Origin of the sequence: Shimia sp. R9_3 (assembly GCF_017743755.1) — a bacterium.
In the GTDB taxonomy this organism is placed as follows: domain Bacteria; phylum Pseudomonadota; class Alphaproteobacteria; order Rhodobacterales; family Rhodobacteraceae; genus Shimia.
Window position 1 is genome coordinate 185,818 of the sequence record NZ_JAGHRP010000004.1, and the last position, 19,588, is coordinate 205,405.

Annotated in this window: 17 protein-coding genes; 7 read left to right on the forward strand and 10 right to left on the reverse strand. The window is 60.0% G+C overall.

The features are described from left to right. Positions 1 to 161 precede the first annotated feature (161 nt). The 7 genes from J7412_RS12290 to purC all read right to left on the reverse strand — a co-directional run bounded on the left by J7412_RS12290 (position 162) and on the right by purC (position 9,812). The gene (locus tag J7412_RS12290; RefSeq protein ID WP_247743909.1) at positions 162 to 3,512 is read right to left on the reverse strand and encodes a ribonuclease E/G; all 3,351 of its coding nucleotides are present in this window, start codon (positions 3,510 to 3,512) and stop codon (positions 162 to 164) included. A gap of 578 nt (positions 3,513 to 4,090) precedes the next feature. Continuing rightward, a complete protein-coding gene (locus tag J7412_RS12295; RefSeq protein WP_247743910.1) occupies positions 4,091 to 4,777 on the reverse strand; it encodes an HAD family phosphatase in 687 nt (228 codons plus the stop codon). Between the two features lie 128 nt (positions 4,778 to 4,905). Beyond that, positions 4,906 to 6,240, reverse strand: coding sequence for a sigma-54 dependent transcriptional regulator (locus J7412_RS12300; RefSeq protein ID WP_209062552.1), 1,335 nt, complete (start codon positions 6,238 to 6,240; stop codon positions 4,906 to 4,908). 4 nt (positions 6,241 to 6,244) lie between these two features. Continuing rightward, positions 6,245 to 8,008 (reverse strand): ATP-binding protein, encoded by a 1,764-nt coding sequence (locus J7412_RS12305; RefSeq protein WP_247743911.1) that lies wholly within the window; start codon positions 8,006 to 8,008, stop codon positions 6,245 to 6,247. 36 nt (positions 8,009 to 8,044) lie between these two features. Beyond that, entirely contained in the window at positions 8,045 to 8,713 is a 669-nt protein-coding gene (purQ, locus tag J7412_RS12310; protein WP_209078913.1) for a phosphoribosylformylglycinamidine synthase subunit PurQ, read from the reverse strand. Beyond that, a complete protein-coding gene (gene purS, locus J7412_RS12315) occupies positions 8,713 to 8,943 on the reverse strand; it encodes a phosphoribosylformylglycinamidine synthase subunit PurS (RefSeq protein WP_209062546.1) in 231 nt (76 codons plus the stop codon). The genes purQ and purS overlap by 1 nt, the downstream gene beginning before the upstream one ends. A 110-nt stretch (positions 8,944 to 9,053) precedes the next feature. Further along, positions 9,054 to 9,812 (reverse strand): phosphoribosylaminoimidazolesuccinocarboxamide synthase, encoded by a 759-nt coding sequence (gene purC / locus J7412_RS12320; RefSeq protein WP_209078914.1) that lies wholly within the window; start codon positions 9,810 to 9,812, stop codon positions 9,054 to 9,056. Between the two features lie 156 nt (positions 9,813 to 9,968). Here purC and J7412_RS12325 point away from each other — a divergent pair, with 156 nt between their 5' ends. From J7412_RS12325 to bmt, 3 genes are all read left to right on the forward strand, one after another. Beyond that, a complete protein-coding gene (locus J7412_RS12325; protein ID WP_209078915.1) occupies positions 9,969 to 10,283 on the forward strand; it encodes a DUF1476 domain-containing protein in 315 nt (104 codons plus the stop codon). Between the two features lie 241 nt (positions 10,284 to 10,524). Further along, positions 10,525 to 12,336, forward strand: a complete 1,812-nt coding sequence (locus tag J7412_RS12330) for a phosphatidylglycerol lysyltransferase domain-containing protein (RefSeq protein WP_209078916.1) — start codon at positions 10,525 to 10,527, stop codon at positions 12,334 to 12,336. 98 nt (positions 12,337 to 12,434) lie between these two features. Continuing rightward, entirely contained in the window at positions 12,435 to 13,457 is a 1,023-nt protein-coding gene (gene bmt / locus J7412_RS12335) for a betaine--homocysteine S-methyltransferase (RefSeq protein ID WP_209078917.1), read from the forward strand. Positions 13,458 to 13,540: 83 nt separating this feature from the next. Here the strand turns inward: bmt and J7412_RS12340 are convergent, their stop codons facing one another. Together J7412_RS12340 and J7412_RS12345 are read right to left on the reverse strand one after the other, a co-directional pair. Beyond that, positions 13,541 to 14,248 (reverse strand): TIGR02594 family protein, encoded by a 708-nt coding sequence (locus J7412_RS12340; RefSeq protein WP_209078918.1) that lies wholly within the window; start codon positions 14,246 to 14,248, stop codon positions 13,541 to 13,543. 178 nt (positions 14,249 to 14,426) lie between these two features. Further along, positions 14,427 to 15,497, reverse strand: a complete 1,071-nt coding sequence (locus J7412_RS12345; protein WP_247743912.1) for a PA0069 family radical SAM protein — start codon at positions 15,495 to 15,497, stop codon at positions 14,427 to 14,429. Positions 15,498 to 15,729: 232 nt separating this feature from the next. Here J7412_RS12345 and J7412_RS12350 point away from each other — a divergent pair, with 232 nt between their 5' ends. The 4 genes from J7412_RS12350 (at position 15,730) to J7412_RS12365 (ending at position 18,660) form a co-directional block, all read left to right on the forward strand. Next, complete coding sequence (locus J7412_RS12350) at positions 15,730 to 16,431, forward strand: B12-binding domain-containing protein (protein WP_209078920.1); 702 nt, start codon at positions 15,730 to 15,732, stop codon at positions 16,429 to 16,431. A 204-nt stretch (positions 16,432 to 16,635) separates the two neighbouring features. Next, positions 16,636 to 17,328 carry a class I SAM-dependent methyltransferase gene (locus J7412_RS12355; RefSeq protein WP_209078921.1) on the forward strand — a complete coding sequence of 231 codons (693 nt, stop codon included), beginning with the start codon at positions 16,636 to 16,638 and terminating at the stop codon, positions 17,326 to 17,328. Between the two features lie 20 nt (positions 17,329 to 17,348). After that, a complete protein-coding gene (locus J7412_RS12360; protein ID WP_209078922.1) occupies positions 17,349 to 18,026 on the forward strand; it encodes a DUF1638 domain-containing protein in 678 nt (225 codons plus the stop codon). A 130-nt stretch (positions 18,027 to 18,156) separates the two neighbouring features. Beyond that, complete coding sequence (locus J7412_RS12365) at positions 18,157 to 18,660, forward strand: hypothetical protein (protein ID WP_209078923.1); 504 nt, start codon at positions 18,157 to 18,159, stop codon at positions 18,658 to 18,660. A 284-nt stretch (positions 18,661 to 18,944) separates the two neighbouring features. Here the strand turns inward: J7412_RS12365 and J7412_RS12370 are convergent, their stop codons facing one another. Continuing rightward, a complete protein-coding gene (locus J7412_RS12370) occupies positions 18,945 to 19,568 on the reverse strand; it encodes an XRE family transcriptional regulator (protein WP_209062522.1) in 624 nt (207 codons plus the stop codon). Between the last annotated feature and the right edge of the window lie 20 nt (positions 19,569 to 19,588).

Below are 19,588 nucleotides of genomic sequence, written 5' to 3' on the forward strand. Positions count from 1 at the left end.
TTCCGTCAATAAGCAGACGAATTTTTTTCAAGCTTGAAATATCGAAGCCTAAAAAAGAGGTTTCACACGTCAATTCAGCACGTTGGCGATCAAAGCTCACATGAAGTCAAAGCGCAATCCAAAAAGAAAACGCCGGGGCAAACCCCGGCGTCTCTCATTTATCAGCCTCGTGACCACCAGCCACGCCGCTTTGGCTTAGGCGGTGCGGCAGGCTCTGGAGCCACCTCCGCCACCGCTGGCTCAGGCTCAGGTGTGGCCTCCGGTGCAGGCTCTTCTGCCACCTCTTCCACAACTGTTTCGGCAACCGGTTCCGCCGTCTCTTCAACCACAGGGGCAGCGTCCTCAGCGGGCTCTTCAGCAGGTGCTGGCGCCTCTTCGACGGCCTCAACAGCCTCAGCTTCTGGCGCTTCCACCTCTGCCGCGTCGGCCTCGACCACGGCCTCAGCAGGTGCTTCCGCTTCAGCATCTGCCTCAGCTTCTACCGGCGCAGCGTCCTCAGCGGATGCCTCCTCAGTTGGCGCTTCGGCCTCAACATTGGTCTCTGCATCTGCCTTCTTGCCACGGGAGCGGCTGCGGCGGTTGCGGGAGCGCTTCTTGGGCTTCTCTTCCGCCTCTGCGTCCTCTGCAGGCGCTTCGTCGGTTTTCGCCTCAGCATCCGCGTTGTCGGAAGCCTCTGCGTTTTCGTCCGACGCGTTGTCATTGCCGTTCGCGTCACCACCCGCGTTGTCAGACCCGCCACGACGACGGCGACGACGACGACGGCGCTTCTTCGGTTTCGCCTCACCATCCTCTGGCGCGGCCTCCTCAGCGGCGGCGGTGACCTCTTCGGCCTCTTCAACCTCAGCTTCGTCAATCGCGTCCATGATCGACATATCAGCAGACACAACCGGCGCGCTTGGCTCAGGAACCACACGGGTCGCAGTCTTGAACTTCTCGATGGTGAAGTCCGGAGACACCAGCGCAGGATCCCCTTCCACACGCACGGACAGGCCATAGCGCGCTTCGATCTGCGCAATATGCTCACGCTTCTGGTTCATCAGATAGTTGGCAATCGCCACCGGCGCTTTCACCAGCACTTCGCGAGAGCGGCCACGGGTGCCCTCTTCTTCCAGCTGACGCAGGATCGACAGCGCAAGGTTGTCATCCGAGCGGATCAGACCGGTACCATGACAATGCGGACACGGCTGTGTGGTGGCCTCGATCATGCCCGGACGCAGACGCTGACGGGACATCTCCAAAAGGCCGAAGCCAGAGATACGGCCCACCTGAATGCGCGCACGGTCGGTTTTCAGCTTGTCTTTCAGACGCTTCTCAACCGCTGTGTTGTTCTTGCGCTCATCCATGTCGATGAAGTCGATCACGATCAGACCGGCCAGATCGCGCAAACGCAGCTGACGTGCCACTTCTTCAGCGGCCTCAAGGTTGGTCTTCAGCGCGGTCTCTTCAATCGAGCCTTCTTTCGTCGCCCGGCCAGAGTTCACGTCAATCGCCACAAGCGCTTCCGTGACGCCAATCACAATGTAACCGCCAGATTTCAGCTGCACGGTCGGGTTGAACATCCCCGACAGGTAGCTTTCCACCTGATAGCGCGCAAACAGCGGCAGCGCGTCCTGATACTGTTTCACGTTCTTGGCGTGGGACGGCATGATCATTTTCATGAAGTCCTTGGCGATGCGATAGCCGCGCTCGCCTTCCACCAGAACCTCGTCGATCTCACGCGAATACAGGTCACGGATCGAACGTTTGATCAGGTCGCCTTCTTCATAGATTTTCGCAGGCGCAATGGATTTCAGCGTCAGCTCGCGGATCTGCTCCCACAGGCGCTGCAGATATTCATAGTCGCGCTTGATCTCGCTCTTGGTGCGTTTCGCACCTGCCGTGCGCACGATCAGGCCCGCGCCCTGTGGCACGTCGATCTCGCTCGCGATCTCTTTCAGCTTCTTGCGGTCTGCGGCGTTCGTGATCTTACGCGAAATGCCACCACCACGCGCGGTGTTTGGCATCAGCACGCAATACCGGCCCGCCAGCGACAGATAGGTCGTCAGCGCCGCGCCTTTGTTGCCGCGCTCTTCTTTCACCACCTGCACCAGCATGATCTGGCGCACTTTGATCACTTCCTGGATCTTGTAGCGACGTGGACGTGGCTTACGTGGAGGGCGAATGTCATCGCTGTCATCGTCATCCGCGACAGATTCGATGTTCTCGTCTTTTTCGGCCGCATCAGAGCGCTTGCCGCGACGGCGGGAGCGACGACGGCCGTTTTTCTTGCCGTTGTCTTCGCTGTCCTCGTCGTCATCCTCATCAGAAGAGTCATCGCCCTCTGCCTCAGACTCGTCCGAAGCTTCATCAGCAGCTTCCGCGTCAGATGCCTCTTCTGCAGCCGCCTCCGGCGCGTCAGCCGCAACGGTTTCCTCAGCGGCCTCTTCAGCCGGAGCCTCTTCGGTGCTTTCTTCTGCTGGGGTGTCTTCCGCAGCAACCTCTTCAGCGGCATCCGCATCAACGATCTCAGCCTCGGCCGCTTCGGCCTCAGTCGCCTCCGCCTCCACAGCGTCCGCTTCAACGGTCTCAACAGCCGCATCTTCTACCTCTGCGTCAGCAGCAGGGGCTTCTTCAGCCGCGTCTTCACCAGTGCTGGCTTCTGTCTCAGTTTCCTCACCTGTTTCAGGATCTTTGGAAACAACGGCGTCTTCGCCTTCGGTGTTGGCAGCCATGGTCTTGCCACCGCTGTCTTTGCCAGACTCATCCGCTTCTGCGCTCTCGGACGCTTCATCAGTCTCTTCGGCTACGACCTCAGAAACCTCTTCTTCAGCCGCGTCCTCAGCAGCCGCCTCAGCGTCTTCTGCAGGTGCGTCTTCAGCCGCATCACTTGCTTCAGCTTCTTCCGCAGGCGCATCTGCACCCGCATCCTCTGCCGCATCAGACGCCTCTGTTGGTTCCTCAACCGGTGTGTCTTCCACCAGCTCCATAGGAGACAGACCCTCTTCAGGATCATCGCCAGCATCTTCCACCAGATCGATGGTTTCCATGCCGGAAATCTCCGCCATGGGGGCTTCTGCAGCGGCCTCTACAGGCGCATCTGTCTCAACAGCGGCCTCGGTGGTCTCTGTGGTCTGCGCTTCTCCGGAAACCTGATCCTCGCCCTTCTTGCGGCGGGAGCGGCTGCGCGAACGCGAACGGGACTTCGGCTTCTCCTCATCCTCATCGCGCGCCTTCATCGCCTCAGCATAGGCGCGCTCTTCTTCCAGCAGCGCCTCACGGTCCGCCACAGGGATCTGGTAGTAGTCAGGATGGATTTCCGAGAACGCGAGGAAGCCATGACGGTTTCCGCCATAGTCCACAAAAGCCGCCTGAAGCGACGGCTCAACCCGTGTTACTTTTGCAAGATAGATGTTGCCGGCGAGCTGCCGCTTGTTTTCGGATTCAAAGTCGAACTCCTCAACCTTGTTTCCGTCAACCACCACGACGCGGGTTTCCTCCGCGTGGGTGGCATCGATGAGCATTTTCTTAGCCATGTTTTCCGTGTGCACCCACACAAGCGCCGTGACCCTCCCGGAGGATCAGGCCAGTAACGTTGCAGGGGGTGTCTTGTCAGAGCGAGGGGATGCGCGCCGCCGATGGTGCCGCTTGCGGCCCCCACTCGGTCTCTCAAATCAATCGCGCGCTTCATCGCGTTTCTTCTCCGACACAGCGGGCAATGATTGCCGCGTCTGCGCCTGTTCTAAGCCCTCCGCAACAGCGGTGCGGGCATCTCTATTGATCTGTCTCCAGATCCAATCGGTCTGTCTGATGCGCCGATCCCGTGCCTCTTGGGCTTTGCGGACCGTTTGAAACGCGCCAAACAGCGAAACTCATGCGGCGATGAAAAATTCACCTGCCGTCAAACTACATAAGACCAAGCCCGACCAGATTACAATGGCCAATCGCGCCACGCTGTGGATATCTCGGCGCTTTGCTCTAAATTCCTTGAAATTCGGTATATTTTCCCGGCGCCCGAACACGCAGGCTTAAGCCTTTATTAACCCCTTGAGCCGCGCAAATCGAACCTTCGGCACCCGAGTTATCCACAAGCCACTGCATGCCGACTCAATGCTCATGCAAAGGCGTGCTGCAACACAGAGATACGTCGCGCCGCATCTCCGAGGTTTGGCACAATCACCTGTCCAAGATTTGGCAGGGGTTGGTCAGCGGGTCGTAAATCAGGCACCTGAAAGGTGTAACACCCCGCCCGCACCGCCGCCGTTGTCCCCATATCGCTGTCCTCAAAGGCCACGCAATCTGAGGCAGTCACACCAAGCCGCCGCGCCGCTTCCAGATAAGGCGCAGGGTCGGGCTTGTTTGCAGCCACCTCATCCCCGGCACAGACGGTCTCAAAAAACGGCAGCAACCCCGCCTGATCCAGATGATGATGCGCCGTTTCCGCATGGGTTGATGTCACCACAGCCACAGGAATTTGCGTGGCGCGTATGGCCGTCAGGATCTCGCGCGCATGTGCTTTCACAGGCAGCCCGGCGCGCGCGTTTTCCCGGTGCAAACCGCGCCAAGCCTGATCAAAGGCCGCAAAATCGATCCCCTCAGGCAAGAACTCCACCAGCCTCGCCGTGGTGTGCGCACTGGAGGAGCCAACCAGCGTGGCAAAAAACGCCTCTGCGCACTCCTCCGCAATGCCGATTTCCGAGGTCAAAGTCACAAACGCCTGCATAAACATGCGCTCTGTGTCCAGAAGCAGACCGTCCATATCAAAAAAGAACGCGGCAGGGCGTGACAGAATCTCGGTCATTTGAAATCACCATTTGAAGCAGGAAATACGTGAAGTTGCGCTGCGCAACCCATTGCAAAGAAATGAAAACGCCACAATCCCTCTTCGGTCATGTGGCGTTCAAAAATCCTAACGGCGTGCAATAATCCCTAGAGATAATCCGCCCGCTGCAAGCCATATTTGGCCATCTTCTCGTTCAACGTCCGGCGCGGCAGGCACAGCTCTTCCATGACACCTGCAATCGAGCCGCGATGGCGACGCATGGTGTTGTCAATCAGCATGCGTTCAAAGGCTTCGACATATTCCTTCAGCGGCTTGCCTTCGGTGGTCACCACCGGCTGCATCTCCTCGTGATCGTTCATCAGAAGCGACGCGATGGTGCCGCCACCACGGCGGCTCTGCAGCACCGCACGTTCCGCCAGATTGATCAGTTGGCGCACGTTGCCCGGCCATGGGGCCTGAAGCAGCTGCGCCGCCTCCTGCGCACTGACCTTGGGCGCATCACAGCCGTATTCCTCGCTGAACTGCTCCGACAGGCGCGTGAACAGCGACAGGATGTCTTCGCCGCGCTGGCGCAAGGGCGGCACAGTGATCCGCAAGGCGGCGAGACGGTAAAACAGATCCGGACGCAGCGCATCTTCGCAGGTGCGGTCCTGCTCCTGCATATTGCAGATCGCAATGATCCGCGTCTCAGCTGGCGTGCCCTGCTCATTGATAACATTGAGCAATTTCGCCTGCAGGCTGTCACTCAGGCTTTCGATATCTTCCAGCACCAGCGTGCCGCCGCGCGCTTCCTCGACGGCCGGCAACTGGCTGTCTTCCGGGTTCATCGGCCCAAACAGACGTTTGGCCAGCGCCTCTTCCTCAAAGGCGCCACAGCTCACCAGCACAAATTTGCGCCCGCCGCGGCTGCCCACTGCGTGCAGCGCATGCGCCACCAGCGTTTTGCCGGTGCCGGTTTCCCCGTCAATCAGCACATGTCCATCGGCCAGCCCCAGATCGAGAATATCCTCTTTCAGACGGGTCATCACCGGGCTTGCGCCAATCAGCTTGCCCATGATCTGCTCGCCATCGCTCAGCTCACGACGCAGCGCACGGGCATCCAACGTCAGACGGCGCGCATTGGTGGCCTTCTTGGCCAGTTGGGTCATACGGTCGGGATTAAAAGGCTTCTCAAGGAAATCAAACGCCCCCACCCGCATGGCTTCCACAGCCATCGGCACGTCCCCATGCCCGGTGATCATAATCACCGGCAGCGCACTGTCCGTGCCCATCAGCTTCTTAAGGAACTGCATCCCGTCCATGCCGGGCATCTTGATGTCGCTGATCACAATCCCGGGGTAATCCGCCCCCAGAGACTTCAGCGCATCTTCTGCACTGCCATAGGTCTCCGTGTCATAGCCGGACAGAGCCAACCATTGGCTGATGGACTGGCGCATGTCCTGTTCATCATCCACGATTGCGATTTTCATTCCTTGAGCCACGCGTTCACTCCGCTGCTTCTATATCTTCATTTAAGATAGGGAGTTGTACTTCAAATACAGCCCCCCGTGTCTCGCCATTGCGCGCGGTGAGCCGCCCACCAAGGTCATTCACGATGCCAGAAGAGATCGCCAAACCAAGCCCAACACCGTCTCCCGGTTGCTTGGTGGTGAAGAACGGCTCAAACAGGCTGTCGAGGTCTTCAATCCCCGGCCCGTTGTCCCGCACCGTCAGCGTCGCTGTCTCCCCAACCGCCAAAAGCACCTCGATTTCAGGATCAGAGACAGACTCCGTCGCATCCAGCGCATTGCGCAAGAGGTTGATCATCACCTGCTCGATCCGCACCCGATCGCCCATCACCTTCACGGTTTCTGAGGGCACAATCTTGCTGATCTGCACCTGACGCTGGCGCAGCTGCGGCTCCATCATCGACAGGGCGGAGGCCACCGCATCCCCCATATCGACCGCATGCAGCTCGTCCCCGCCTTTGCGGGCATAGGATTTCAGCTGCTTGGTGATCGACCCCATCCGGGAAATCAGATCATCAATCCGCTGAAACGAGGTCAGCGCCTCTTCCGGGCGATTGCGCTGTACCAAAAGACGCGCGCCCGCCAGATACGTTTTCATCGCCGCCAGCGGCTGGTTCAGCTCATGGCTCACCGCCGCTGACATCTCGCCAAGCGCAGCCAGTTTGGAGCTCTGCGCAAGGCTTTGCTCCGCAACTTCAAGGCTCAACTGCATCCGCTCACGCTCGGCGATCTCGCGCTGCAAACGCTGGTTCAATCGGCGCAGCTCCACGCTCTCACGTTGGAAAAACACCATGCGGGAGGCGCTCTTGCGCCCAAGCACATAAAACGCCACAGCCAGCAGAATCGCAAAGCCCATGATCTCCAGCGCCAGAACCGCATTCACTTTTTCCCGCACGCTGGCATAGGTGGTGAAACTCGCCATCTGCCAGCCCCGGAACGGAATACGCGCGCCCATGCGCATCACCGCTTCCCCCTGCAGATAGGCATCCGCCGGCACTTGCGTCCAATCAGAGGTCACTTTGATGGCGCGTTCAATCGCCCCAAGCGCGGGCTGACGTGCCAGCGCTTCTTCCTCGGTCGCCCCACGCCAGCGCGGCTCGCTGGCAAGGATGATCACGCCTTCGCTGTCAGTCACCAGCACTGCATCGGAAATACCGGCCCAGGCCCGCTCAAACTTGTGCAGATCAACCTCTACGGCAATCACACCAAGGGTCTCCCCTTGGCTTTCCAGCCGGCGCGAATAGATGAAACGATAAGCCCCGGTCTCTTCCCGTGCAGTTGTGAACAGGGTTGCATTGGAGCGCAGCGCGTTGATGAAAAACTGCTGATCACGATAGAGCGTGCCAAGCCGCGTGCGATCTGTGGCCGCCACGGTGCGTCCGCTTTCATCCAGAAGCAAAAGCGAGGCCGCGCCGATCTCGTCAACAAAGCTGATCAGGCGGGCGGTCGAGCTGGAAAAGTCCTGTGATTCCAAAGCGCCAATCAGCTCAGGGTCTTTTGCCAAAAGCTGCGGCACAATCGCATTGCGGCGCAGCTCGCTCAGCAGGTTGCCGGAATAGAGTGCCAGACGCAGCTCTGCACGGTTGCGCGTGTTTTCCGTAAACCGGTCTGTCAGGAAGCTGTTGGTGATCCAGATCGTGGCCGCCGCAACCACAACAATAATGATCAGAGCAAAACGCGCGCGCCACCCGCTGGGGGTGGCAGGCACCATGTCATATGATCGAGAAGTCGGCAGCGTCATTGCTCAACATTACGCTGCTCAACTCTTAGCCTCAAGTCAGGCAAGCATGAACTGATCCGCCAACGCGCGGAACATTGCCACCCCGTCGGTGCCGCCATGGCCGATATCCGCCGCCCGCTCCGGGTGCGGCATCATGCCAAGCACGCGCCGATTCTTGCTGACCACACCTGCAATATCCGCAACCGAGCCATTCGGGTTGTCGGTGTAGGTGAAGGCAATGCGGTCTTCGTCCCGAAGTTCCGCAAGCTTTTCATCTGTCACAAAATAATTGCCATCGTGATGGGCAATCGGCACGTTCACCACGTCGCCTTTGCTGTAGCCGGATGTGAAGGCCGTGTCCGCGGAGGCCACGTTCAGACCAACCGTACGGCAGATGTATTTCAGCCCCGCATTGCGACGCAGCGCCCCCGGCAGCAGGCCGGTTTCGGTCAGGATCTGAAAGCCGTTGCACACCCCAAGCGCATAGCCGCCACGCTCAGCATGCTGGATGAGGGATTGGCAAATCGGAGAGTTGGCCGCAATCGCGCCACAGCGCAGATAGTCACCAAAGCTAAAGCCGCCCGGCACACCCACGATGTCGATGCCCTCTGGCAACGCGGTGTCCTTGTGCCACACCATGGTGACATCGGCACCGGCCTGCTCAAACGCCACCGCGAGATCGCGGTCACAGTTGGAGCCCGGAAAAACAATGACCGCCGCTTTCATCAGCCCATCTCCACCCGATAGCTTTCGATCACCGTGTTGGCGAGCAGCTTTTCGCACATCTCGTTCACGGTGGCCTCGGTGGTGCCTTCCGCCAGATCCAGCTCGATCACCTTGCCCTGACGCACACCATCCACGCCATCAAACCCAAGGCTGCCAAGCGCGTGGCGCACGGCCTCGCCTTGCGGGTCCAGAACACCGTTTTTCAACATGACGTATACGCGGGCTTTCATTAGCGGTCTCTCCTGTGGGGCAGATCATCACGGGCCTTTCCCGTTTCATCCTGCCGAAATTTCTCATGCCCGGCGCCCGCTACCGGACGCAGGCGCCTCAGCTTGGGATCTCAGTTCACCAAAGTCGGCTTTTGCGGTCCGGTGCCCTTGGGCATCACACCCAGACGGCGTGCAACTTCCGCATAGGCATCGGTCAGATTGCCCAGATCGCGACGGAACACGTCTTTGTCGAGCTTACGCCCGGTCTCGATGTCCCACAGACGGCAGCTGTCCGGGCTGATCTCATCAGCCACCACAAGGCGCTGGAATTCCCCTTCATAAACGCGGCCAATCTCGATCTTGAAATCCACCAGACGGATGCCGACGCCATACATCACACCGCTGAGGTAGTCATTCACCCGCAGTGCAAGGCCCAGAATGTCGTCCATGTCCTGCTGGCTGGCCCAGCCAAAGGCCGCGATGTGCTCTTCGCTCACCAGCGGATCGCCAAGGCTGTCGTCCTTGAAGCAATATTCCACAATCGGGCGCGGCAGCTGCGTGCCTTCCTCGATGCCCAGACGCTTGCTCATGGAGCCTGCGGCAAAATTGCGCACGATCACTTCCAGCGGGATGATCTCACAGTTGCGCACCAACTGCTCACGCATATTCAGGCGCTTCATAAAGTGGGTTGGCACGCCAATCTGGCCCAGACCAGTCATGAAATACTCGCTCAGGCGGTTGTTCAGCACGCCTTTGCCGTCAATCACGTCTTTCTTTTCAGCGTTGAACGCGGTGGCATCGTCTTTGAAGTATTGCACAATCGTGCCCGGCTCAGGCCCTTCAAACAGGATTTTTGCTTTGCCTTCATAGATTTTTTTGCCGCGTGCCATCGCTAGACCCTCTTTTTCCGAGAATGAGTCCCGGATTCAGCCGCCCTCATACTGGAAGGGGTGGATTGTCGCAAGCGTGCCAAGTGCTCTTGCGCTTATCTCACGCGATGCGCATATAATCTGTGCATCAGTTGAGACTTATAGGGAAAGTCATCCATGACCACATTTGATGATCGTGAAGCCGCCTTTGAGGCCAAATTCGCACACGATGAAGAAATCAAATTCAAGGCAGAGGCCCGCGCCAACAAGCTCTTGGGGCTCTGGGCAGCTGATCTGCAGGACAAATTTGGCGAAGACGCCGAAGCCTATGCGCTCACTGTGATCCGTGCAGACTTCGAAGAAGCCGGTCATGACGACGTGATCCGCAAAGTCGCCGCTGATCTGGAAGGCATCGTTGATGAAGCCGCGATCCGCGCCAAACGCCGCGAATGCCTTGCCAAAGCGCAAGAAGAGTTGATGAACGAAGCCTGATACACCGTATCAGAGCACGCAAGGCGCGCAGGACAACCTGCGCGTTTTTTTATGTCCAATTGAAGACGTTAAGCCCGCAGAAACCCTCTTTCCTGTAGCGCTGGGTAGGTGGATTTAAAATTTTGGGGCGGGAAACTTTACGATGATGCGTTTTTCAGCTGTTGGGAAAGTGCTGCGGCACATCTGGCCTTTTGCACTCGGCGCAGCCTGTTGCTTGATTCTAGCAAGACAACTCAATGGTTTGGACCTTTCCGCGCTCTGGGCGGCGGTCATGGGCGTGTCCGCGCTGCAATGGGCGCTCGCGATTGCCGCCACCATCGTCAGTTTTCTCGCCGTGGCGCGCTATGATGTGATTGCACAGCGTCACTTCCAGATGCAGCGCGCCTCAACCGAGACCATGGCCATTGGCGCCACTGCGATTGGTTTGGGCCAAACCCTTGGCGCTGGTGCAGTTGTGGGTGCCTTTGTGCGCTGGCGCATGACCCCGGATCTGTCGCTGAAAGATTCCGCGCGCATCACGGCCTTTGTCACCGTCACCTTTATGGCAGCGCTTGCTGTGACCATCGCGCTCGCCGCGCTGACCCTGCCGACCCCGCATATCCCGGCCCTGATGCCCTATTGCATCCTGACCGTGGCGCTGGGGCTTGCGGTTGTGGCCTTTGTGTTTCCGGTGCTGGCCCGTCAGGGCCGCATGTTCAGCCTGCCCACGGTTTCGGCCATGTTCAGCCTGCTGTGCCTCTGCCTGCTGGACACAGTGTTTGCCGGTCTGGCCCTCTATGTCCTGCTGCCGCCTGAGATCACCATCGGCTTTGCAACCCTCATGCCGGTCTTCCTGATTGCTCTGGGCGCGGCGATTTTCTCCGGCACCCCCGGCGGCGTTGGCCCCTTTGAGCTCACCTTGCTGGCCCTCCTGCCACATCAGCCGGAGCCCGCCCTGCTCGGCGCTGTTCTGGCGTTTCGCGCGATTTACTACGCGCTGCCTGCGATGATCGCCGGTCTGGTCTTCATGCGCCATCTGCTGCGTCCGCGCCCTGCCCGCGCCCCACGCCACATGCGCGCCTTCCAGCCGCTGGAGGACGCGCCCCTGTCCCCGATCAGCCGCGCCGAGCTGGGTGTGATCCGTCAAAACGGCGGCGCGCTCCTGTCTTGTGATGCGGGCCGCTACGGCACCGTACGCACCGGCCAGACCCTTGTGGCGCTGTTTGACCCCATCGAAGGCGATGCCAACACATTGGCCCGCCCCCTGCGCCAGGCCGCCCGCGCGCAAAACCGCATCGCCTGCAAATACAAAATCTCCGCCCGCCAGGCCGTGCGCGCCCGCGCCGCTGGCTGGGCTGTGATGCATGTCTCTGATGAGGCCATCCTGCGCCCCGCAGATCACAGCACCGACGGCTCCACCTACCGCCAGTTGCGCCGCAAGCTGCGTCAGGCCGAGAAAGCCGGCGTCACCGTCTCTGCCTCCCGCACCCGGCTGCCGCTGGCTGATATGGCCCGCGTCTCTGCCGCGTGGGAAGCGCGCAACGGCGTGCCGCGCGGCCTGACCATGGGCCGCTTTGATGACCTCTATGTGGGCCACCAAAAGGTCTTCCTCGCTTATCAGGAGGCCCGCCTTGTGGGATTCGTCAGCTTCCACGCCACCGCCCATGAATGGTGTCTGGATCTCATGCGCGTGCTGCCTGACGCGCCGGACGGCACCATGCACCTGCTTGTGCAGACCGCCATTGAAGTCGCCGCCGAGCTGAATGTCGACAGCCTCTCTCTCGCCGCCGCTCCGGCGCTGGCAACCGGCCGCACACGGCTTGAGCGATTCCTGCGCACCAAACATTTCAAACATGGCGGCGGCGCAGGTCTGCGTCAGTTCAAGGCCTGTTTTGCCCCGCGCTGGCAGCCGCTCTTCATGGCAGCCCCCGGCCCGATGCAGCTTTGTGTGGCCACGCTGGACATGATCCGCGCGGTCAACCTGCGCAGCGCTCCGGCCACGCCGATTGCCTGTATGCCTGCAAATCAACCACTTGCGCCGATCTCGCAGCCGGTTATGCAACGCGCCTCATAATTTTCTTGCAGCAAATGAAGTTGTGCTCATGTCAGTGCCATGGCACATGCGCTGAACACAACACGCGCGCGTGTTCGACGCGCCGATAGGAGGCACAGATGACAAACGCCCTGTCCAGACTTCTCGAGAAACGCGACTGGCTGATGGCCGACGGCGCCACCGGCACCAACCTGTTCAACATGGGCCTCAGCTCCGGGGACGCGCCAGAACTCTGGAACGCGACCCACCCGCAGAACATCAAGAAGCTCTACAGCCTCGCGGTGGACAATGGCTCGGACATCTTTCTGACCAACTCCTTTGGCGGCAACGCCTCCCGCCTGAAACTGCACGACGCCCAAGGCCGTGTGCGCGAGCTGAACCGTCTCGCCGCAGAGATTGGCCGCGAGGTTGCAGATGCCGCCAACCGCCCGGTGATCGTGGCCGGTTCCGTCGGCCCGACCGGCGACATCATGGAACCTGTCGGCTCCCTCAGCCACGCAGACGCGGTGGAGATGTTTCACGAGCAGGCCGAAGGCCTGAAAGAAGGCGGCGCAGATGTGCTCTGGCTGGAAACCATTTCGGCCCCTGAAGAGTATAAGGCCGCAGCCGAAGCCTTCGCGCTGGCGGATATGCCTTGGTGTGGCACCATGAGCTTTGACACCGCTGGCCGCACCATGATGGGTATGACCTCCGCGGATATGGTCCAGATGGTCAATGGCCTGCCAAATGCGCCCATCGGCTTTGGGGCAAACTGCGGCGTCGGCGCAGCAGACCTTCTGCGCACCGTGCTGGGGTTCTCCGCACAAGGCACCGAAACCCCGATCATCGCCAAGGGCAACGCGGGCATCCCTAAATACCACGACGGCCACATCCACTATGACGGCACACCAGAACTGATGGCAGAATATGCCGTGATGGCTCGCGACTGTGGCGCAACCATCATTGGCGGCTGCTGTGGCACCATGCCAGAGCACCTGAGCGCGATGCGCAAGGCGCTGGAAACCCGCCCACGCGGTGCCCGCCCGTCGCTGGAGCAGGTGACCGAAGTGCTTGGCGGCTTTTCGTCCGCAACCGATGGCACCGGTGATGACGCCGAGGCACCGGCACGTGAGCGCCGCGGCCGCCGCCGTCGCAGCGCCTAAGACCTGCCTTCACATCAAAATCCAAAAGCCCGGCCTGCGCCGGGCTTTTTTGTTTCGCTCGCTTTCACAAACAAGACGCCGGATCAGGATTCGTCGCCATCGGTGTCCTGCACGCCAGAGCCGCCCTGCAGGGTCACGCCACTTTGCGACGGGCCGGTCAGCGGCCACCGCGCGCCAAGCACACGGTTGCGTGGAAAGCGGCGGATGTTCACCGCATTGCTCTGGTTGCCGCCAAGACAATGCACATGGCTCGCATCCTCGCCCGCATAAAAGCCTACATGGCCTTTCCACGACGCCCGGCTCTCGCGCCAGAACACAATCACCGCGCCCAGCTGAGGCTCACATTCCTCACCAAAACTCATCCATTTGCGCGCGCCCAGCGGGTTGTTGGGCAGGGCTTCGGCTGGCATGGTCGAGCCGATACAATGGGCCACAAACAACCCACACCACGGCACGTCATCTCCGGCGTAGTCAATGTCCAGATCCGCCGCCATATCCATGATCACAGGGTTGTTGCCCGGCCCGGCCACTTCGCGGGTGCCCATCAGCCGGTTGGCCTCATCAAACCACGGCAGCGAGTCAAAGCTTGGCACCGTGCCGCCCGTGGCCTCACCAAACAGCGCCTCATAGGTCAGCGGTCCGACAATGCCATCGGGTACAAGCCCTTTTGACTGCTGAAAATTCTTGATTGCCCCGATGGTCATCCGTCCCCGGATACCATCCACCGGCCCTGGGTTAAACCCCAGCAAAATCAAACGCTTCTGAACCTTAATCCAATCACGTGGAGTCATTGAAACACTCCCTTTAACCTATCACTAAATCAATCGGCACAACCGCGTGCCCTGCCGCCATCCTACCACAAAACGCGCATTTTCTGAACCAGCCCCGCGCCTATAGGCTTTATCCCGCCCGAACACCTCAGTGGTACAGTGCCCATGAGGACCGCGCGACAAGTGCCTGAAACGCCGTTTAAAACAAGGCGAGCTGCCCGCCGCGCGCCAGAGGCACCGCAAACAAATCCGTTCTCAACGCAGGCAGGTCACGGGCCAGCCCCAACCGCTTGCGCGCCGCCTCAAACCGCTGCGCCACCATTTCCGCATAGACGCCCTCGCCCCGCATGCGCTTGCCCCAATCCGCCGCGTAAACCTCGCCGCCATGCATCTCCCGCACCCGCGCCATAACCTTCGCCGCCCGCTGCGGGAACGCCTCCTTGAGCCATTCCTCAAACAAAGGTGCCACCTCGCGCGGCAGACGCAGCATCACCCAGCTCGCCGCCTTGGCCCCGGCTTCCACTCCCGCCGTCAACAACGCCTCAACCTCATGATCGCTCAGCCCCGGCACCACCGGCGCCAGCATCACCCGCACCGGCACGCCCGCCGCGCTCAGTTTGCGGATCATCTCCACCCGCCGCGCTGGCACTGGACAACGCGGCTCCATCGCACGCGACAACCCCGCATCCATGGTGGTCAGCGAAATCCCGACCTGCGCCAGGCCTTTCTCTGCCATGCGCGCCAATATATCTATGTCGCGCTCAATCAATGTGCCTTTGGTGACAATCGCCACCGGATGATTGAACCGCTCCAGCACCTCCAACGTCGCCCGCATGATCCGGTAGCGCCGCTCAATCGGCTGATAAGGATCGGTGTTGGTCCCGATCGCCATCACCTCTGCTCTATAGGATTTCTTGGAGAGCTCCCGCTCCAAAACCTCCGCCGCCTTTGGTCGTGCCACCAGCTTGCTTTCAAAATCCAGCCCCGGCGACAGCCCCAGATAGGCATGTGTGGGCCGCGCAAAACAATAGACACAGCCATGCTCACAGCCGCGATACGGATTGAGCGACCGGTCAAAGGAAATATCCGGAGACTGGTTGTGCGTGATCACGCTGCGCGGGCTCTCCTCTCTCACCTCAGTGACAAAGCTGCGCCGCTCTTCTTCGATGTCCCACCCATCGGTCACCTCCTCGCGCACCGGTTCATACCGGCTCGCGTGATTGCTCAGCGCACCACGCGCGCGCCGCCGCTTCGGGTCGATTTTGGGCATCTCATCCTGGGACATGCCCTCAATTTAGAACAAAGAGAGAACACACGCAACAAACCCCATGATCTGGATGAAAAACTTTCATCGCACATGCCAATTTTGCCGCTACACGTCGCACGAGGCTTTGGCTATGTCGTTAATCAGACAGTCTGTCGCAGCAAAAAGAACGACACCTGAAAATCAGAGAGCAACCGGCGCCCCGATGAGGGCCACGCCAAGGTATGGGAGAACGCGCATGTCAGAAGAAGAAGACATCATCCTGTCCGAGCTGGACGACGAGGAACTTGTCCAGCAGATGTTTGACGACCTCTACGATGGTCTCAAAGAGGAAATCGAAGAAGGTGTGAACATTCTTCTGGAGCGCGGCTGGGCCCCCTACCGCATCCTGACAGAAGCCCTCGTGGGCGGCATGACCATCGTGGGCGCAGACTTCCGCGACGGCATCCTGTTTGTGCCAGAAGTGCTGCTGGCGGCCAACGCCATGAAAGGCGGCATGGCCATCCTGAAACCGCTGCTGGCAGAAACCGGTGCCCCACGCATGGGCTCCATGGTGATCGGCACGGTCAAAGGCGACATCCACGACATCGGCAAAAACCTCGTTTCCATGATGATGGAAGGCGCAGGCTTTGAAGTTGTGGATCTGGGCATCAACAACCCGGTAGAAAACTACATCGAAGCTCTGGAAGAGCACAAACCAGACATCCTCGGCATGTCTGCGCTGCTCACCACCACCATGCCTTACATGAAGGTCGTGATCGATTCGATGGTCGAGCAAGGCCTGCGTGACGAATACATCGTTCTGGTTGGCGGCGCGCCACTGAACGAAGAGTTCGGCAAAGCCATTGGTGCAGACGGCTACTGCCGCGACGCTGCTGTGGCCGTGGAAATGGCGAAAGACTTCGTTACGCGCAAGCACAACCAGATGTCTGCCGGCTAACACAGCCAAGTCACACTCCCCTTCCGCGGAAGCGGACTTGGCCCGCCCTTATCAGGCGGGCCTTTTTGTAACATGCGTCAGGTTCTGCCTGTTTTTGCCTGTGCGCTCCACTCAAAACCAAACCATCATTTTTTGCCGCTGATCATCCAGAGACGCCGCGAACAAGTGATTAGTCTCAAACGCAAAATGCGATAAGGTGCGCGCATGTCCGGTCTCTATTCTCCCGATCTCGCCCGCATTCACGCCGAAGGCCACACCGCAACCTTTGCCGAAGCCTTTGACTGGCTGGTGGCAGAAATTTCCGGCGGCCCGGCACCTGCCCAGCTCTTTGATGTGGGCTGTGGCGACGGCACCTGGCTTGCGGCCGCACAGGCACGCGGACTTGCTGGTGCGGGCATCGACCTCTCCCCCGCCTTTGTCGATCTGGCACGCAGCCGCGGTCTCGACGTCACCAAAGGCAACGCCGCCAGCGTAGAGATTCCGGCAGGCACCACGGCGATCACCTGTCTGGGCGAAGTGCTCAGCTACATTGATCCGGAAACCGGCCACGACACACTCTTGCCGCTGGCCCAATCCGCCTTTGTGGCTTTGCCGTCTGGCGGGCGGCTCATCGCTGATCTCATCGGCCATCGCTGCCTGCCTCAGGCGACCCGCCAAAGTGGCGAAGACTGGGCCGTGCGTGTCGAAGTCACCGTGGGCGGCGCGCGCCTGACCCGCCGCATTGAAACCCAGGTCGCTGACCGCATCGACTGGGTCACACACCACCAAACCCGCCGCGCACCACAGGCCACCAAATCCGCCCTGGAAAACATCGGCTGGCGCTGCGACATCCTCACCGCTTACGGCCCAAGCCCGCTGCTGCCCGGCCGTTTCGCCGTCAAACTGACCAAACCCTGACCCAACCCGCGACCAAGCCCATGACCCAGCCAGTTACATCGCCAAGTCCGCTTCCCGACGACAGCACCCTCACCGAAAGCGGCCTCGCCCCCACCGGCGCAACCGGTCGCGTTCTGCTGCTGGCCTGCGGCGCACTGGCACGTGAAATCCTCGATCTGATCAAGCGCAACAACTGGTCTCACATGGATCTCACCTGCCTGCCCGCAATCTACCATGTGCACCCCGAAAAGATCACCCCTGCGGTGCGCGAAGCCGTGGCCAAACACCGCGACACCCATGATCAGATCTTTGTGGTCTACGCCGATTGCGGCACCGGCGGCGGGCTGGCCCAGACCTGCGAAGAGCTAGGGGTGGAGATGATCGCAGGCCCCCATTGCTACAGCTTCTTTGAGGGCAACGATCGCTTTGCCGAACTCGCTGAGGATGAGTTCACCGCCTTCTATCTCACCGATTTTCTGGTGCGCCAGTTTGAGGCCTTTGTCATCAAACCCATGGGTTTGGACCGCCATCCGGAGCTGCGGGACATGTATTTTGGCAATTATGAAAAGCTGGTCTATCAGGCCCAAACCGATGATCCCGCGCTGACCGAAAAGGCCAAAGATTGCGCGGATCGGTTGGGCCTCGCATTTGAGCGCCGCTTCACGGGCTATGGAGATCTGGAAACCGCGCTGCAAAACCAGAGCAAAAAACTCACCTAAACCACATGAGCGGTACCGTCTACGCACCTGAAATATAGAAGAAAAGTTGCCATTTTCGCAACACCTCTCTAAAAGGGCGCGCATGATGAATTGGGCGCATCTTCATATCTTTGGGTTACGACAGGCTGTAATGGCCGCACTGCTCTGTGCATTGGCGGGCTGTGAAACCACCGGCTTCGGGCGCAGCTCACAGGTCACCAGACTGGGCGACTATGACGTGGCCTATACCGAACTCAACGATGTGGAGGTCGGCAACACCGGCCCCCTCACACCGCTGCTGTTCACATACACCTATGCCGGTCGCACGCCCATCAATGGCGTGACCGAGTCAGAGCTCAAGCGCGAGGCCAAACGGCTTGGTCTGGACATGAAAACCATGCGCATCATCTACGGCGCCAATCCCTACAAAGACGCAGATGGCACGCTGCATGTCTGCACGATCGACGCCATCCGCCAGCGCCTGTGCAAAGCCGCCCCCACCTTGACGCTGCAGGCCCGCATCAACTACGCCAAAGCCCTTCTGGACAAAGACAGGGCCTGCGACTGGACAGGATTTGACGCGGCCTACAACAAATCCGCCACCTTCTCGCTTGGCGGTGATGATCAAACCCTTAACGTCAAAGCCGCCTGCTGAAGTCATTTGCGTCTTATCTGAGGTAAGCGGATCGCTTCTTGCGTCTGCCTGCGCCAAAAGCTTTGCTCCGGAGCCACCCTGTCTGAATTCCGCACGGCCTGTCTGCTGCACGGGCGCAAGATAAATCACCGAGGGGCCCCGCCATGGGCGGGGAGACAGCTATTTGTCTTGAGGCCGAAAGCAGAGAGGTCAGTGTGTGATCAGACAGGGATGGATCAGGCGCAAAGCGGTTTTGCTCTGGTGAACCTTTCGCCTTTGCGCTCCAACCCAAAGACGCGAGCAGCTCACACCAGCGAGGTCACCCAGAGAATGGTGGCATCCTCATCGCTCACCGAGACCACATTATGGCCCATCGCGCCATCATAGTAGGCGCTGTCGCCCCGGCGCATCTCCACCGGTTCATAATACTCGGTGTAAAGCGTGATCACCCCGGTCAGCACATAGAGGAACTCTTCCCCGTCATGGCGCACCCAGCCGTCAAACTCCTCCATGGAGCGGGCGCGCACCCGCGCCCGATAAGGCAGCATGGCCTTCTTGCGCAGCCCTTCGGCCAGCAACTCGTGCTCATAGGTCGCAGTGACCTGATGCGCGCCTTCGCCGGATTTCACCACCGACATGCGGCCCGTGATTTGGCCTTTCTGCGGCGCGGTGAACAGCTGCGGCACGGAAATTTCCAACCCCACAGCCAGCTTCTTCACCGCGTCATATGTCGGTGACATCTGCCCGTTTTCGATCTTTGACAGGGTCGAGCGCGCCAGCCCCGCCTGATTGGCGGCCTGCTCCAGCGTCCATTTGCGCGCCTTGCGCAGGTCCCGCACACGTTGGCCCAGGTCAAGCGGTTCCACATGATCCTGCTCCCCGTTCTCACGGGCGATGCGGATGAGCGATTTGGGGTCTTTTTCTGTCATGCCAGCGCTTCTAGCGCGCC